The sequence below is a fragment of the Bartonella sp. CL434QHHD genome, assembly GCF_042195145.1.
Taxonomy (GTDB): domain Bacteria; phylum Pseudomonadota; class Alphaproteobacteria; order Rhizobiales; family Rhizobiaceae; genus Bartonella.
In genome coordinates, this window is the sequence record NZ_JBHINT010000036.1 from 22,295 (window position 1) to 38,008 (window position 15,714).

At 42.6% G+C, this 15,714-nt stretch carries 17 protein-coding genes; 2 read left to right on the forward strand and 15 right to left on the reverse strand.

What is annotated here, in order from left to right; all coding sequences use genetic code 11:
- Positions 1-325: 325 nt before the first annotated feature.
- The 14 genes from ACFILN_RS06345 to ACFILN_RS06410 all read right to left on the reverse strand — a co-directional run bounded on the left by ACFILN_RS06345 (position 326) and on the right by ACFILN_RS06410 (position 11,607).
- Complete coding sequence (locus ACFILN_RS06345; RefSeq protein ID WP_375659827.1) at positions 326-1,789, reverse strand: hypothetical protein; 1,464 nt, start codon at positions 1,787-1,789, stop codon at positions 326-328.
- A gap of 79 nt (positions 1,790-1,868) precedes the next feature.
- The gene (locus ACFILN_RS06350; RefSeq protein WP_375671097.1) at positions 1,869-2,003 is read right to left on the reverse strand and encodes a hypothetical protein; all 135 of its coding nucleotides are present in this window, start codon (positions 2,001-2,003) and stop codon (positions 1,869-1,871) included.
- Positions 2,004-2,122: 119 nt separating this feature from the next.
- Entirely contained in the window at positions 2,123-2,257 is a 135-nt protein-coding gene (locus ACFILN_RS06355) for a hypothetical protein (protein WP_273791306.1), read from the reverse strand.
- 115 nt (positions 2,258-2,372) lie between these two features.
- Positions 2,373-2,507, reverse strand: coding sequence for a hypothetical protein (locus tag ACFILN_RS06360; RefSeq protein WP_375671099.1), 135 nt, complete (start codon positions 2,505-2,507; stop codon positions 2,373-2,375).
- Between the two features lie 93 nt (positions 2,508-2,600).
- Positions 2,601-2,822 carry a hypothetical protein gene (locus tag ACFILN_RS06365; RefSeq protein WP_375658163.1) on the reverse strand — a complete coding sequence of 74 codons (222 nt, stop codon included), beginning with the start codon at positions 2,820-2,822 and terminating at the stop codon, positions 2,601-2,603.
- 21 nt (positions 2,823-2,843) lie between these two features.
- The gene (locus tag ACFILN_RS06370) at positions 2,844-3,539 is read right to left on the reverse strand and encodes a hypothetical protein (RefSeq protein WP_375667372.1); all 696 of its coding nucleotides are present in this window, start codon (positions 3,537-3,539) and stop codon (positions 2,844-2,846) included.
- An 83-nt stretch (positions 3,540-3,622) separates the two neighbouring features.
- Positions 3,623-4,741 (reverse strand): N4-gp56 family major capsid protein, encoded by a 1,119-nt coding sequence (locus ACFILN_RS06375; RefSeq protein WP_273791303.1) that lies wholly within the window; start codon positions 4,739-4,741, stop codon positions 3,623-3,625.
- Positions 4,742-5,347: 606 nt separating this feature from the next.
- Positions 5,348-6,121: a hypothetical protein gene (locus tag ACFILN_RS06380; RefSeq protein WP_375671100.1), complete on the reverse strand. Its 774-nt coding sequence runs from the start codon at positions 6,119-6,121 to the stop codon at positions 5,348-5,350.
- Positions 6,122-6,402: 281 nt separating this feature from the next.
- On the reverse strand, positions 6,403-8,253 hold the full coding sequence (locus ACFILN_RS06385) for a portal protein (protein WP_375631416.1): 1,851 nt from the start codon (positions 8,251-8,253) through the stop codon (positions 6,403-6,405).
- Positions 8,238-9,599, reverse strand: a complete 1,362-nt coding sequence (locus tag ACFILN_RS06390) for a PBSX family phage terminase large subunit (protein WP_273791300.1) — start codon at positions 9,597-9,599, stop codon at positions 8,238-8,240. The genes ACFILN_RS06385 and ACFILN_RS06390 overlap by 16 nt, the downstream gene beginning before the upstream one ends.
- A gap of 715 nt (positions 9,600-10,314) precedes the next feature.
- The gene (locus ACFILN_RS06395) at positions 10,315-10,464 is read right to left on the reverse strand and encodes a hypothetical protein (RefSeq protein ID WP_375643514.1); all 150 of its coding nucleotides are present in this window, start codon (positions 10,462-10,464) and stop codon (positions 10,315-10,317) included.
- A 184-nt stretch (positions 10,465-10,648) separates the two neighbouring features.
- Complete coding sequence (locus ACFILN_RS06400; protein WP_375667971.1) at positions 10,649-10,780, reverse strand: hypothetical protein; 132 nt, start codon at positions 10,778-10,780, stop codon at positions 10,649-10,651.
- A 184-nt stretch (positions 10,781-10,964) separates the two neighbouring features.
- Complete coding sequence (locus ACFILN_RS06405; RefSeq protein WP_375667971.1) at positions 10,965-11,096, reverse strand: hypothetical protein; 132 nt, start codon at positions 11,094-11,096, stop codon at positions 10,965-10,967.
- 184 nt (positions 11,097-11,280) lie between these two features.
- A complete protein-coding gene (locus ACFILN_RS06410; RefSeq protein WP_273791298.1) occupies positions 11,281-11,607 on the reverse strand; it encodes a hypothetical protein in 327 nt (108 codons plus the stop codon).
- Between the two features lie 807 nt (positions 11,608-12,414).
- On the opposite strand from ACFILN_RS06410, the gene ACFILN_RS06415 reads away from it, so the two are divergent.
- On the forward strand, positions 12,415-12,783 hold the full coding sequence (locus tag ACFILN_RS06415; RefSeq protein WP_375659835.1) for a helix-turn-helix domain-containing protein: 369 nt from the start codon (positions 12,415-12,417) through the stop codon (positions 12,781-12,783).
- 425 nt (positions 12,784-13,208) lie between these two features.
- Here the strand turns inward: ACFILN_RS06415 and ACFILN_RS06420 are convergent, their stop codons facing one another.
- On the reverse strand, positions 13,209-13,475 hold the full coding sequence (locus tag ACFILN_RS06420) for a hypothetical protein (protein ID WP_375671102.1): 267 nt from the start codon (positions 13,473-13,475) through the stop codon (positions 13,209-13,211).
- 675 nt (positions 13,476-14,150) lie between these two features.
- Here ACFILN_RS06420 and ACFILN_RS06425 point away from each other — a divergent pair.
- The gene (locus tag ACFILN_RS06425) at positions 14,151-14,519 is read left to right on the forward strand and encodes a helix-turn-helix domain-containing protein (protein WP_375658171.1); all 369 of its coding nucleotides are present in this window, start codon (positions 14,151-14,153) and stop codon (positions 14,517-14,519) included.
- Positions 14,520-15,714: the final 1,195 nt, after the last annotated feature.

Consider the following 15,714-nt stretch of genomic DNA (forward strand, 5'->3'; position numbering starts at 1 on the left):
TCACTCATCTCCCCTCAAATAACATTCCGTCTACGCATTTCACGCATTCCATGCCCCCCCGCACAATAAAAGAAAAAAAGCCCCATTATCCCTTTGTCACAACAAAGAGGGAACTTTTTTCTTTATAAAAATAAACCATGGTGCAGCCTATTTTCCTTTATCGCAGAAAAGCATGAAACATAACGCACCACCTTGTTCTTCATATTATAAAGACACAGCTTATCGCATTGTGCCTTTGTTTATAAAGGTTTGGGAAGCCTATGGGGCATTTGTTCTTTAATAATAGAGGCTTGAGCCTATCGCATGATATTACAAAAGGGCATGCCTATCGCATGCCGGCCCGCGTCAATTCCACATCAAATCCAGTGACATGAGTCCAATTCACCCCTTCAGGAATACGCAATTTAAAACGATAAAACCGTGCCCTTGCACGACAGTGAATTTGTCCAGTATTATAAGAGGGCTGTTTTTCTGGCAACCAAACAGTTTCCTCTTCAAGAGATTGTCGAAAGCGCATTCCCACAGACAAATAAAACTTTCCACTATTGACTTGAGGCATAATATTTTTCACCCGTGTTATCATGCCATTTGTCTGCCCCATTTCTTGTGATGTCACGACACAAGCCATAGGACCCCCAGAAAACGAACCCAGTCTCCCCTGTTGATCAAATGCCCCCAGAATAGGCGATTCATTTTTCCAAGCTTTACTATCGAGAGAAAAGGACAAATCGTCAATATTCTTAGTCACAAAATCAAGACCTTCTAGGGTTGTTCCTGCTAAGAAAATAGGCAATATCATTTTGATATCGACGAGAGCTTTTGTCCATTTTTGCAATCCCCAATCATAAATGAGCAAGATACGTTTATGAAGGTTCTCATCAGAATCAACCATCCAATAAACACGATTATACACCCCATCGATAGCAGCAGACAGAGTGTACAGATTATCCTGCCTTGATTTTGCGGTCATCGTTCGATCGACTTTTTCGAACCCAATGGGTATAATCTGTCCCTCATTTGTTATTTGATAAAACCCGCCCTCATCGGCAAAGAATGCTAAATCGCCTCTACAAACAATTGATTCAGCATTTTTTGCGCCTCGTTTATCGTGGATTTTTTGGAAACTAAAAATAATCTTAGAGCCAGGGATAAAAGAACCAGCATAGATTGCAGAACGCATAAAGATAATTGGATTTGTTGTCTCCGTTGCCCCTTGGACGAATCCGCCATCAGGAAAATCTTGATAATCACAACTTTTTTTTCCCACGGTCCAAAATTCAGCATCATTTAATCCAGACCAATGAACCCGTCTTGGATACTCAGTTAATTTCATCAAACAAACGAAATCTCCCCAGATTCGAACAATCCCTGCCTGTGGTGGATTTCCTCCTAAATTTCTAAATGTTTTATCATGATTAATATCAATCACTTGTGGTTTATCATTGGCATTCACAGCAATGATAAAATCACCAAACAAAGCAAAAGACCACGGAGCATCAACATTAGCCAGATAAGATTTTCCTTTTTGGCTAATATCTTTCCAGTTCATTGTTGTATTATCAAGTAAGTAGATTTTATCTCTTGTCCCGACAATAATAGAAACCCCATTTTTTGTTTTAACCGCAAGAGTGCCTAAGATTGGCTCCGGACAAGGCTCTGATAAAGGTTCAAAACTTGGCATAGGGATATAGGAGCCATCCGCCGGGAGCACATTAACAAGTTCATCGGTAAAAATTCCATTGATATCCGCCACATCGGGTCGATAATCAGCGATTGGGAAAAAAGCCATCAAGACCCCCATAAAATCTTTGAAGAGCCCAGTGCCATTCAAAACACCAAGGCTTATTGATAAAAAACCACAAAAGCCCTTAAAACTCTAAAGGCATAAAATTCAACAAAATAAACAACCTTAGATTGTTTACAGCACCAAAAAAAACGATACCATAAATAATGGCCACCCCAACGCCATCCACCAGCGCCAAACCAAAATCAACTGCCCGCAAATCACCCCCCCCCCACAATGACGGGGGAAAGAGCCATCAAAAGCCCCCCCATAAAATCTTTGAAGAGCCCAGTGCCATTCAAAATACCAAGGCTTATGGATAAAAAACCACAAAAGCCCTTAAAACTCTAAAGGCATAAAATTCAACAAAATAAACAACCTTAGATTGTTTAACGCACCAAAAAAAACGATACCATAAATAATGGCCACCCCAACGCCATCCACCAGCGCCAAACCAAAATCAACTGCCCGCAATCACCCCCCCCCCACAATGACGGGGGAAAGAGCCATCAAGACCCCCATAAAATCTTTGAAGAGCCCAGTGCCATTCAAAACACCAAGGCTTATTGATATAAAACCACAAAAGCCCTTAAAACTCTAAAGGCATAAAATTGAACAAAATAAACAACCTTAGATTGTTTAACGCACCAAAAAACACGATACCATAAATAATGGCCACCCCAACGCCATCCACCAGCGCCAAACCAAAATCAACTGCCCGCAATCACATCAACCCCCACAATGACGGGGGAAAGAGCCATCAAGAGCCCCCCCATAAAATCTTTGAAAAGCTCAGTGCCATTCAAAATACCAAGGCTTATGGATAAAAAACCACAAAAGCCCTAAAAACTCTAAAGGCATAAAATTCAACAAAATAAACAACCTCAAGTTGTTTAACGCACCAAAAAAAAACGATACCATAAATAATGGCCACCCCAACGCCATCCACCAGCCCTTCACCATCAACACCCAACGCGCAAATCCAGCCATAAGTGACAAACCAGCCATCAGTGCCAAACCAACCTTCAACGCCAGCCATAAACGATTTGAAATGAACTTTTTAAAAACGCATTGGGCGAATCTTTGAAGAACCTTTTCGGCGCGATGTTTCAATGCGCAAAGCTTGAAGCTGTTCTTGAAAATCTCTGAAAGAAACGGCGGCATATTCAGGATCTTTAAGGATATTTTTATAAAGTTCATATTTTGCCCGTGCTTTAATAAGATCAAAAGCATAAATCAACCAAGGGTTATCATCCTCTTTCAGCTGTTCATCAGCAAAATGAACAGGAGCATAAGAAAGCTGTACAGTTTCCACATGTTCTGGTGTTGGAAAGAGTCCTATTTTTTGATCAAGGTACGTATAAAAGAATGGCGTTCCTAGCGCAGGATGCATACCATATTGTTGATGCAACACTTCCAAGGGCTTAAAGAACAACTTTGTTGGTGTTGCATTCTTTGTTACTAAAAAGACGCCCTCCAAACTCTTTTCTGCTTCAATAAAAACCCCCTCTTCTTGCCCATACCATGTTTTACCACTCTGTGTTTTAAACGTCCTTTCTCTTTTTTCATTAAAGAAAAAGGGTTCGCGTTCACACAAACGCAAAGCCGTAAAAATTGAATCTTGAATTTGCAGGGAATATTCCGCTGTTGTATCATCAATTTCATCTTGAATAAGCGCGACCATATAAGCAAAAGTTTTAGAATGGTCTGAATGTGTAAGGTTTAGATTTTGGGGATCAGTGGATAAAGTGGTCATAAGCCTGTCCTTGTTTCTGGAAGCATTTTAAATTTTTCCCCCAACAGATCCCTCTTGTTGGGGGAAGAGAGCAAACATTCGCTTTAAGCGGGTGCTCCATAAGTTGGGATGACAATAGTGCCAAAATCCTGAGCCCCTTGCGTACTTCCTGGCAAGGTAAAGCAAGTTTTTTTCATACCAATAATGGTTTTTGCCGCAACCCCGAATTCTCTTTCATAGTCGAAGAGTTCTTCCACCAATTTATAGCGTGTCGCCCCTCGATCTTTACCAAAAGCAATCACAGCACTCTGCGCACCAAGCAGAACAGCCCGCCGCACATTTGGCACAGCTTTATTAGCGGTTCCAGCTTCGACCCCTTCAGTAATATGTTCAGCTTCGCGCAAAACCACACCATTATACATGCCCAAAGACCCATCATAGAGCGGATTTTTGATACGACTTCCACTATAGATTGCCTTAGTAATATCGAGCCATTGCCCCGCATCAGTATTGGTTCGCAATTGTGTCACTTGGGTTGGATGAAGATAAAGCACATAAACATTTTCCCCATCGATCCGCACGGGTCTAATTTTAGGATTTGCCAATTTAGCCCGTTCAACCGCTTTATCAATCAAGCTGAGATCAAAAACATCGTCTTCTTTTAAGTCTTCATCTTTTGCTTTATCGTTAGGACGTACCACGCGTTTATTGGTTGGTGCCGTTGGCGCATTAAACCCATAATGAACAGGTTTAAGGGTAATCGTGCGTCCTTCAAAGTTAATTGTTTTTGCGGTATAACCACACACTTGAATGAAGAACATCATACTCAGACGATCTGCATACCAATCAACCAAACCATTTTTTGCCTCGGTGCGCAAATCATGGAGAATTCGTTGTTGATCAATCGTTCCCTCATTTTTGACACGCACGGCATGAACGAGTTCATTAATTGCCAAGCGATCATTGAGAAACTGTAAAGCTTCTTCATTGCCTTCCAATGTCTGCCCTTCGCTCACCCCATCGCCTAGCAACTGCACACGCAAATTAAAGCTAATAGCATCCCCACTTGCTTTTGTGGTTTCATCTTTTAATTGTACGATACTGTTTGAATCATTTCCAATCAACGGTGCAATTGGAAGTGCTTTTGAGACTTCTTGGTTTAGTAATTTAGACCATGTGCGCACTGCCATTGGGTCATTAAGTCCGATATAAGTTACAGTCATTTTGTCCTCTAAAAGTTTTATTGACATAAAAAACCCGGCAAAGCGCCGGTTGTTAAAACACCACATTTCATTTCAAATGGTGAATAGGTTGTTTGTGAGTTTTATCTAATTTCTGTTAGCGTCTGCCTCCCCCTTATAAGAGCTCTCCTCACCACATCCGTGCTGTGAGAAATCCCCCCGCATTCTCCTGCGCCAAAAGCCTCTTAACGTTCCCGCAAAAAACACTCCCCCGCATTCTCCTGCGCCAAAAGCCTCTTAACATTCCCGCAAAAAACACTCCCCCGCATTCTCCTGCGCCAAAAGCCTCTTAACGTTCCCGCAAAAAACACTCCCCCGCATTCTCCTGCGCTAAAAGCCTCTTAACATTCCCGCAAAAAACACTCCCCCGCATTCTTCTGCGCCAAAAGCCTCTTAACGTTCCCGCAAAAAACACTCCCCCGCATTCTTCTGCGCTAAAAGCCTCTTAACATTCCCGCAAAAAACACTCCCCCGCATTCTTCTGCGCCAAAAGCCTCTTAACGTTCCCGCAAAAAACACTCCCCCGCATTCTTCTGCGCCAAAAGCCTCTTAACGTTCCCGAAAAAAACACCTGCCACATTCTTGTTTTTAAAATTCTCTTCCCCCCATTAAACGATTAAAAGCGGCTTTATTTTTAGGATCAGAAACCCAAGCGCTAAACTCTGCTTCTGACATTTTATCAAGCATATCCAAAGAAATCGGCCCATTTGGCGTCAAGCCGTTATAAGCAGCAAGAGTACGTGCAGAATTGTGTCTTTCCTGTAAATTTTCACCCATGTTATTGGGAACATTTGTGTAGCCAATTTTTTGTGCAATAGAGTAAATCACTTCAGCCGGATTTTGATTTTTTTGCGCACAATCGCGCAAGATCTGCTTCAATTCATCACCAATCAACGCATCAATATTTTTGGGATCTGCCATCTCAGGATAGAGCAAAGCACAAGCTGCCAATTGTTTAGCCCGTGTTTCATAAATAAAATCAGCTGCTTGATCAAAATCATGATGCTTTTGTTTAACACTTGCAACAGACTGCTGAAAAAACGCATGCAACTGTTCTGCTTCGCGAGCCAGAGAAGGCTGTTGTTTTTCATGTACAAGCCCTTGTTTTTGGAGTGTTTTTCCCAACCATTGCATATAGCCCATAAAGTCTTTTTGCGGATCTGGCGCAGCATCTTCGCCCCCTTGAACCTCTTTTCCAGCCTCTTGCGAAGAGTCCTGTTGTTGAAGCATTTGCCCTTGAAAATTATCTTCAAGAGTTTTTTCTTCTCTTCCAATTTCACCATTTTCTCCCTCTTGTGTTGAGACCAGAAAATCTTGTTTCAATTGGTTTTGTTCTGCCGGCGTTAAGTGTTCTTGATCCATGACATTAGCCTTCTCTTTTTTTTAACAATAAAATAAAATTTTTCAGATAAAACAGCCCCATAAGCACTTATCCCCTCAATGCTCTCTCATCATTTAGCATCACCATTCCCCACCATGTTCACCCCACATGACGGGCAAGACTCCCTCTCTACCTTGCGTTCCCCCAACAACACTGCCCTATAAAACAGGTCTTTTAAGAAAAGGGAGCCCATGCACTACGAAAATCGATAAGCAATTTATGATATATGGCGTTTATCAGAAGTCACGCATGACAAAGTGTCCTATTGTTGAGCCTTTGCTGTCTGCAACATCTGCATTATCTGCTCTGTCCCCACATTATCCCCCATCTGCGCTGAGGCATTTTGCTCTTCTTGAAAAGAGTTTTGCGCCTTTATCGCAATTTTATGAATAAGTGAAGCCGGTAAAGGCGAATAGCGTAAGAGATCGAGCATAATCTCAGGCGTTGTAAAATTTTGCATCAAAGGCAGCAATTGCATGATCAGTGCAAAAGTACGCTCTTTTTCATTAAGACTTGTTGGTGCATCATCCACGACAATATCATATTCCAAGCTTGTCACCATTTCGCGTGTCAGCGGCACATACTGGGCATTTTCATCACCAGCAATACGCACCAACCGCCCATCGGACAGATAATTTTGAATAAGATAGAGAATAATTTTTCCCTGTCGTTGCCGATATCGACGCAACCCATCAAAAAAGGAAGCCAAAAGATTAAGTGACGATTGTCGCCGTTGTTGTTCAAGAATGCCAGGCTGATTGACAGCTCGCGTCCCAATAAATTCAGAAGACAACCCCGTCACCTGTTCGAGAGCGCTCTTTGCTTCATTAAACAATTGGAAAAACCCTTGCGGAAATTGTGCCATGGGTTTAGGCTGGATTCTTCCCCCAGACACCGCCCCACTTTTCAACCAAGTAATACTATCGGCTCTAGCCCAACTCTCGAGGGCTTGTCGATCATCATCAAAAGCATCGCGCTCTGCCATAATTCCGCCTTTTGATTGGCTATTGAGCAAATGCATCACTTGACTAAAATATTTGTTTGCCCACCGTTGCGGATCTTTTGTAGGGCGCACAATTCCATAAAATTGCCGGCTTAACTTATCAAAAGTACCGGTAATACACTCCCATCCCAATTGATTGGGTGGAACCAAAGGCTTATCAGGCGCTTCAAGCAGCTTTCTACCTAAAAATGCCCGTTTGACAATTTTTCTGTTCAACCTTGTTGCTTGAACATGAGGAAAGGTTTTGCTTAAATTTTGGAAATCCTGCTCTGAATAATCGACAAACTTTCCACTTAGAGGCTCGAGAACTTTATAAACCACCTCGCGTTCAAACCAGCGACATTCTACCAATGTCACCATTTTAGGACGTTGATAACCACTCCCCTCTTCTCCTTGATACCCCCTCTCGGACTGATAACTTTGTGTCATCCCATCGCTGGTTGAATGTAAAAAACTCTGATGTTTAACCCAATCAGCATTAAGGTCACTCCAATGAACATGGGGAAACATTTCCTGCGCCACAGCAAGGGGTTTTTCATCAATATACCATAAGCGTTGTGCATCAATGAGATTAGGCTTGACAGCACTAGCATCCCACACCATTTTCATCGGGTCTAAACGTGCAATGATTGGTTTTCCTTGCGGATCTTGTTCATAATCAAGGCGTGTATCTGTCCAGCCCATTCCGCAAATAATTGCATCTTGGAAGGCATCGGAATCTTCGTATTCCCCATCAGCTTCATCACGAAACCACTCAGCCGCCCCTGTTAAAATCTGGTTTGCAAAGGCAGCTCCTTCTTGTCGTGGAATAAATTGCACTTGCCTTTTATTATTGCGCTCAGCCCCAATCACGGCATTAATTAAAGGCGCAATACGGTTAAAAGTCATAACCGGTCTGTTTTGTTCGTGTAAGACAGCCAAGTCTTGCTCATTCCATTGCCGTCCATTATAAAAATCGTAATCTTCTTGGGCATTTTTTCGCCATTTTTCGACATGATCAATATCATCCTGATACCAACCCACGAGTTTTTTAAAGAGAGCTTGATTTTCAAGCGTTTCGATTTGATTAAAAGAAGAATCTGTAGAACTATTCATTAAAAAGCCATCCATGAAGTTTGAGAATGGTGAAACGAGCGATAAGGTTTTTTTCGCGCTCTAGCATTTGGCTGTTCATAAGCCACACACATCAGTCCAAAGGCATCGGCCCCATGGCTTGCCCAATCATGTTCAGCGCCTAGTCCGATATTGCGCTGTTCGTCGCGCTTTTCATGATACCAAGCAAGCGCTTTTCTGCCCGCACATGTCGTTTCACGATTAAACCATAGTGCAGGAAACAACCGCCTTACGGCTTCGATACGCATTTTCACAGCGCCTGTTCCTTGGTTAGGAATTATTTTGGTTTGAAAACCGGCTTGTTGAAGGGCACTTTCAAAACTCACATTATAGACACGATCTTTTGTTGCGCCATCATGAGGCAAAACCATAAGAGCCTTTTCATATCCCCTTTGAAAGACCCACCCCACATGTTCTGAGAGAGGTTGACCTTGGGCTTCATAATAATCGAGCACTCGGATTTCCCGTCCAACAAACTGCGCGACCCACAATGCGGTAGCATCAGCCTTTGCGCCTGTTCCCCCGATATCCCAAAAGATTCTCACCTGCATCAAAGGATCACGTGGAACAGTGGTAATCCGCCCTTCCATTTCGGCTTCGAGAAGACATTTCTGATAATAAGCCCCTTGGACAGCTTGGAGATATTCGCCTTCCCAAATATGGTTGTACTGCTCTGGTCTTTGCTGCAAATCGTCCATTCGATCACGATTGAGTTTTTCAGGAAATTGCGGATTATCACGCCAATTGATTTCCACCCCTTTGATATGAGGATTATCGACATTTCGGAAACGTTTTTCCACGGCTGCATTTTCATGGCACGGGTTCCATGTGACCCATAATTCTGCATTCCAATCTTTTCCTTCTTCGCGCAAAGTTGGAATAAGTGTTTGCCAAGCAGTCTCAGTCACGGGCTCTGCTTCATCGACCCAACAAAGGAAAACGCGCCCCATTGATTTAATACTTGCGATATTGCGATCAAGCCCAGCAAACACATAGACAATCCGTCCATCTTTTGACTTAATATATTTATCACCGATTTCATAATAGTCTTGTAAAAAAGGATAAGCTTCGATAGCGCGTTTAATTTCTTCCAAAGAACTTTCATTAAGAGAATTTTGAAATTGCCGTGCACAAAGAATAATCCCGCGTTCTCCAGCCATTCCATGGCGATATCCCACAACAGCCGACATCAAAGCAAAAGAACGTGTTTTTCCAGAGCCCCGTCCTCCCCAAGCGGCTCGCACATCGGCATTTCCAGTAAAGACAGGAATAAGCTTTGGAATAAGAGCCACTTGAGCCGTATTCTGCTCAATTTTTTGAGAAATTTTCTGAACAGTTGTCATTATAAATTTTCATATTTTAGCAATAATTGCGCTTCACTCTTTTGCTTATCCCAAGTTTAATTATCCCAGAGCAATTGAAGGAAAAGAGTAATTGAGCGAAAAGAGCAATTGAACGAAAAACGCCCTTCTCAAAAGCAGCGCTTTACCTTCCTTCATCCTAATATTCAATAAATTTCACTTTTTTTGCATGAGATCCCCTTGACCACACCTATGCGCCCCAAAGTCCCTATCCCCCCAAAGATCATTATCTCCAAGGGGTCCCTATTTCCCCCCATCACCGCCCCTCAAACACCGCGCCTGTCATCCCCCAACCACAAGCACGGTATCCCCCACCCAAATCATAGCCTCAGCACATAGCTCTCGGGCATATCCAAAGCCCAATATCCTCCAATATCATGCCCTCTCAAGCATCACCAATCCTCACACTTGTCTATCCCCCAAGATACCCCCACCAAAACACATGTATCCCGCAAGCATAACACTTCTCTCAAGTTTCATGCCCTCACCTATCAAAACACTGTTCCATATCCACCACACAAATACCCTGCACCAAATCCCCTCCAGCACACGGGCCCTTACGGCATCATTCACCAAAGCCCCTTCCCAGTATCACGAGCGCCCACAAGCACGATAGCCTCCGCTTCAATTCCCTCAAGATAGGCAATCACCAAAGCAGCCCCCTTCCAAGACATCACCCCACATCACCCACCTCAGCCTAACATTTTTCAATATCACAAGCCTCAGTTATCGAAGTATCACACTTCTCCGGTTCGCTATTTTTTGCATTCACTGGTACAATCTCAATACGCGAAACTGTTTTTGATATCTCCACACCTTCAATAACGAGAAAAGACCAAACCTTCACAAAAATCCAAAACAGTAGATAACAACCACGCCCCCTAAGCATTGTACCTCTCGAGTATCACCTCTTCAGCACACGCCCCTCTGTCATCGCCCATAAAATCCGGCGTCTCCACGTAGGAAGCCCAAATATCTCCCACCAAAATATTCTGCTCTCCAGTAAATGCCCAAACATCACAGCGCCTTCTTCAAGCCTCAGTTATCGAAGTATCACACTTCTCCGGTTCGCTATTTTTTGCATTCACTGGTACAATCTCAATACGCGAAACTGTTTTTGATATCTCCACACCTTCAATAACGAGAAAAGACCAAACCTTCACAAAAATCCAAAACAGTAGATAACAACCACGCCCCCTAAGCATTGTACCTCTCGAGTATCACCTCTTCAGCACACGCCCCTCTGTCATCGCCCATAAAATCCGGCGTCTCCACGTAGGAAGCCCAAATATCTCCCACCAAAATATTCTGCTCTCCAGTAAATGCCCAAACATCACAGCGCCTTCTTCAAGCCTCAGTTATCGAAGTATCACACTTCTCCGGTTCGCTATTTTTTGCATTCACTGGTACAATCTCAATACGCGAAACTGTTTTAGATATCTCCACACCTTCAATAACGAGAAAAGACCAAACCTTCACAAAAATCCAAAACAGTAGATAACAACCACGCCCCCTAAGCATTGTACCTCTCGAGTATCACCTCTTCAGCACACGCCCCTCTGTCATCGCCCATAAAATCCGGCGTCTCCACGTAGGAAGCCCAAATATCTCCCACCAAAATATTCTGCTCTCCAGTAAATGCCCAAACATCACAGCGCCTTCTTCAAGCCTCAGTTATCGAAGTATCACACTTCTCCGGTTCGCTATTTTTTGCATTCACTGGTACAATCTCAATACGCGAAACTGTTTTAACCTGCCCTTCTCCAGCCCCCTGAAGAGGCAACACTTTTGCCAGCAGCGAAAAAAACGGTACGGGATTATTGAGAGCATGATACTGAAGATAAGACACCAGCCCATCTTCACCATAGTGATATCCAGCCTGCTCCGCCGCTGTCAAAAGAGCTTCATTAAATCGCTTTGTTGTTTTATTTAAAGCCCCTTTTTTCCGCCCTCTTCGACGTAAGGGAAGACAATGTTCATCTACCATCATCATGTTCCTTCCAACTAAAGAGAAACCAAAACCTCAAACACAAAAAATGACATAAAAATCAGCAACAAAATTTGCCAAGCATTCAACAATTAAAAAATGGGACACACCCAAAAAGATAAGAGCCCACATAAAGCCCAAATCCTCCGCATAATTTTACAGATTCACATTTTTACGCTTTTACATCATTACAGAACGCAGCCAAATGAAACGCTCAAATCACTACCCCGCACCGTTCTGTAAACACGGGTGTGTCAACAAGCTGATTTCTCGTCTATCAGATTTCCCTGCTGATTATTTCATATGGCTATCCCACACTTCAAAGCATGGTGTTTCATCAAACACGCCAGATAAGCTCTGATCTACAATTCGGCTTCAAAAAGCAAATTTTCCTCTGCTGAATAAAGCTTCCACCCCGCACCGGTTTTAAACTATCATCCAACCTCTTACCCAATAAATTCCCCTACTAACATCAGATTACTTACCCTACTAACATCAGATTACCGCCCCCAAACATCCCTATTTTACAGTATAACAGACTAAAAAATATTTTAATTTTCTTGCCAATCTTCTGAAATTACTTTACTAATGAGGCAATTTTGGTCGTCTACGCAACAACCAAGAGGGGTTAAAAGCCCTAAGTTCAGTACATAAAAATCGATACCACTTTGTGGGTATCTCCCGGATTCCGGGAGCTTTTGCTATGTCCAGGTGCTTGTCAGCACTAAAAGCAAAAGGCTGACTGAACTCAGTACTTTTAACTCCCGGAATACTCATGCGAGGGCGCTCGCAACCGGAGGGGAGCTTGAAGTGCAAACTAAAAATTCACATTTTAATGACATTTCAATAGGTAAAAGAATCCGTTATAGACGACTTTCAATGGGACTTTCTCAAAAGGAGTTAGGAAGCTATTTAGGTGTCAGTTTTCAACAAATCCAGAAATATGAAAAAGGTTTAAATCGTGTAAGCGCGGGGTGTTTGCTCGAAATTGCTAAAAAACTAGAGGTTCCTATGAACTTTTTTTATGCGGACCTTTTAACAGAAGATATTCCCACAAAAGAACATGCCTTACACCACGATCAAGACACATACAGCGAAAAAGAACACGCCCTTTTAAAAAACTTTAGAGAGCTCCAGCCGAAAAAACAAAAAGCAATCTTGTGGTTGATTTCTGATTAGACAAAAGCGCACCCATCAACATCCCAATATATCCAACATCTTTAAAATATAAGCTTCAGATCACGACACTTCAAAGAAGGCAATTTTATCAGACAAGACAGATAAGCCCTGCCCTAAAATATTCCCTCACACACCTTTCTCCAGTCAACGCGATTTATACCCCTCTTCATCCCAGCTTTCCCCACTCCATTCACAAATGCGTCCCCTAGTTCTCCGACCACATTCCATGCCAAGACAAAAACATACAACGCATAAATCTTTCACTTCACTTTTACGGATTCACATTTTTACGCTTTTCCATCTTTACAAAAGGCAGCAAATGAAACTGTTCTCCCAGCGTCTTATATACTGCTCTGTCAAGAATCCGACATCTTGTAGCAGTTTCCTCCTACCAATCACTCAGACAGATCAGCATACCATACCCCTCAAACAACGGATTCAACAAGCAAGGCTTTTCTGAATATTCTTACACTCGTCCCTCTCCAACACAAAGAGCGAAAGCTCCCACAAATACCGAACAATTCCGCTTCGAAGCAAATACCCCACCCAAAAGACAAAGCTTCACACACACACCAAAAAGCTTCTCCCACAGTGCCAATTTTCACATGCTTCATCCTAGCTTTCCACTTCATTTGCAGACTTGCTCCCCAGTCCTTTCCCACATTCCATGCCAAGACAAAAGCATACAACACATAAATTCTTCACTTCATTTTTACGGATTCACGTTTTTACGCTTTTCCATCTTTACAGAAAGCAGCCAAACGAAATTTCCAAACCAGCCCACCACTCAATAAACAAGAGTCTGTTAACAATCCCACTTTTTATCGAGCACATTGCATTTGGGCAACCACCTCTCACCACCCCTCAAAGAATGCTGTTTCACCAGACACGGACAGATAACCCCTACCCTCCAATATCCAGACACTCTCACAAAAAGCACCGTATAAATTGATGTACTTGAAGGTCTCTCAACGGCATATATTTGCCTCTAATGCCCCATCTCCCCCTACCTCAAATGACAATATTTTACAGCATAAGGCATAAGGCATAAGAATATAATGAGATAATTTTTAAGATACAAAAAAATGCTCTCATTTTCCAAATCTTTTAATTGTTCTTGCCAATCCCTTGAAATTACTTTATCACTCAAAAGGTGCCTTGATCGTCTACGCAGCGATCAATAGGGAGTTGAAGCCCGAAAACTCAAACGTTAATTTACCCCACGTTGTGGGTATCCCGGAGTTCCGGGAGTTTTTGCTATGTCCAAGTGCCATGAGCACTAAAAGCAAAAGGCTGATTTGAGTTCAGTGCTTTCAAACTCCCGGAATACTCATGCGAGGGCGCTCGCAACCGGAGGGGAGCTTGAAGTGCAAACTAAAAATTCACATTTTAATGACATTTCAATAGGTAAAAGAATCCGTTATAGACGACTTTCAATGGGACTTTCTCAAAAGGAGTTAGGAAGCCATTTAGGTGTCAGTTTTCAACAAATCCAGAAATATGAAAAAGGTTTAAATCGTGTAAGCGCGGGGTGTTTGCTCGAAATTGCTAAAAAACGAGAGGTTCCTATGAACTTTTTTTATGCGGACCTTTTAACAGCAGATATTCCCACAAAAGAACATGCCTTACACCACGATCAAGACACATACAGCGAAAAAGAATACGCACTTTTGAAAAACTTTAGAGAGCTCCAGCCGAAAAAACAAAAAGCAATCTTGTGGTTGATTTCTGATTAGACAAAAGCACACCCATCAACATCCCTCGCCAATATTCCCCTCTGCCTAAAGCCTTGCCGCCTGATACCACCACATCTCAAAAAACGGTTTAGGCACCGGTTTACGACATCATAGGATAACAAACTTTAAAATAGGATAAAAACACCAAAACCTTGGAAAAACATCCCCACCCCTCTCACAGAATCTTATCAAAAGATCTCTTCTGATTTAAACGCACAATTCCGATTGTATCATTATGATACCTTTTTACATTTACCTTGTCAAGTTTTTATATTTTTCTTTTGATATTTTTGTGTTTTTCTTTAAGGGAGCCACATCCCTCAAAACACTTTTCCTGCAAAATGCCCCTCATACAAAACACAATGTCTAAAACAACAAGAGCTAAAATAGGATTTTTCCTAAATAGGTATCCCTCTAAATGGGCTTCCCTCTAATAGGATTTCCCCTCTAAATAGGATTTCATTGTATTGCTCATTCACCCGCTTACTAAAAAACACCTCTCAATGCTTCTCACACCCATTTCACGGATATCCCCCATACAAATATAGATGCAACTATAATTGTTAAGTTCCGCATAGAATATAAACGCCCACCACGATTTTTCTCTCTTCACATCTCTTTACACATCAGCTCTGCAATCTGTTCACAGCCATTCCCCACACACTCTTCTCCAGAAAACGCACTTCAACAGCACTCTTCATCCCAACTTTCTCCTCCATTCACGAAGACACTTCCCCCCAATCCTTCTCACCACATTCCATGCCATGATAAAAGCCCACACAAAGCACAAATCCTCCGCTTCATTTTACAGATTCACATTTTTACGCTTTTACATCTTCACAGAACGCAGCCAAGGAAAGGTTCACCACCCCGCACCACTCTATAAACAATAGTCTGTAAACGAACCCAGCTTTTTGCCTAGTACCCCCCTTACAGTCTTCAGACGCCCTCCTCAAACGACAGCACTTCGTCAGGCTTGACAAATCAAGCCCTATCTCCTTAAAAACCGCCATCCTTCACGCATCTCTTTGCACCAACGCCTTACCCACACTCTCCCCCTATCCATGCGCACACTCTCTTCATCCTCCATTCCCCCTTTTTCTCTCCCATCACACACTCACAACTTAACACCCCTCTTCATCCCAACTTTCTCCTCCATTCACGAAGACACTTCCCCCAATCCTTCTCACCACTC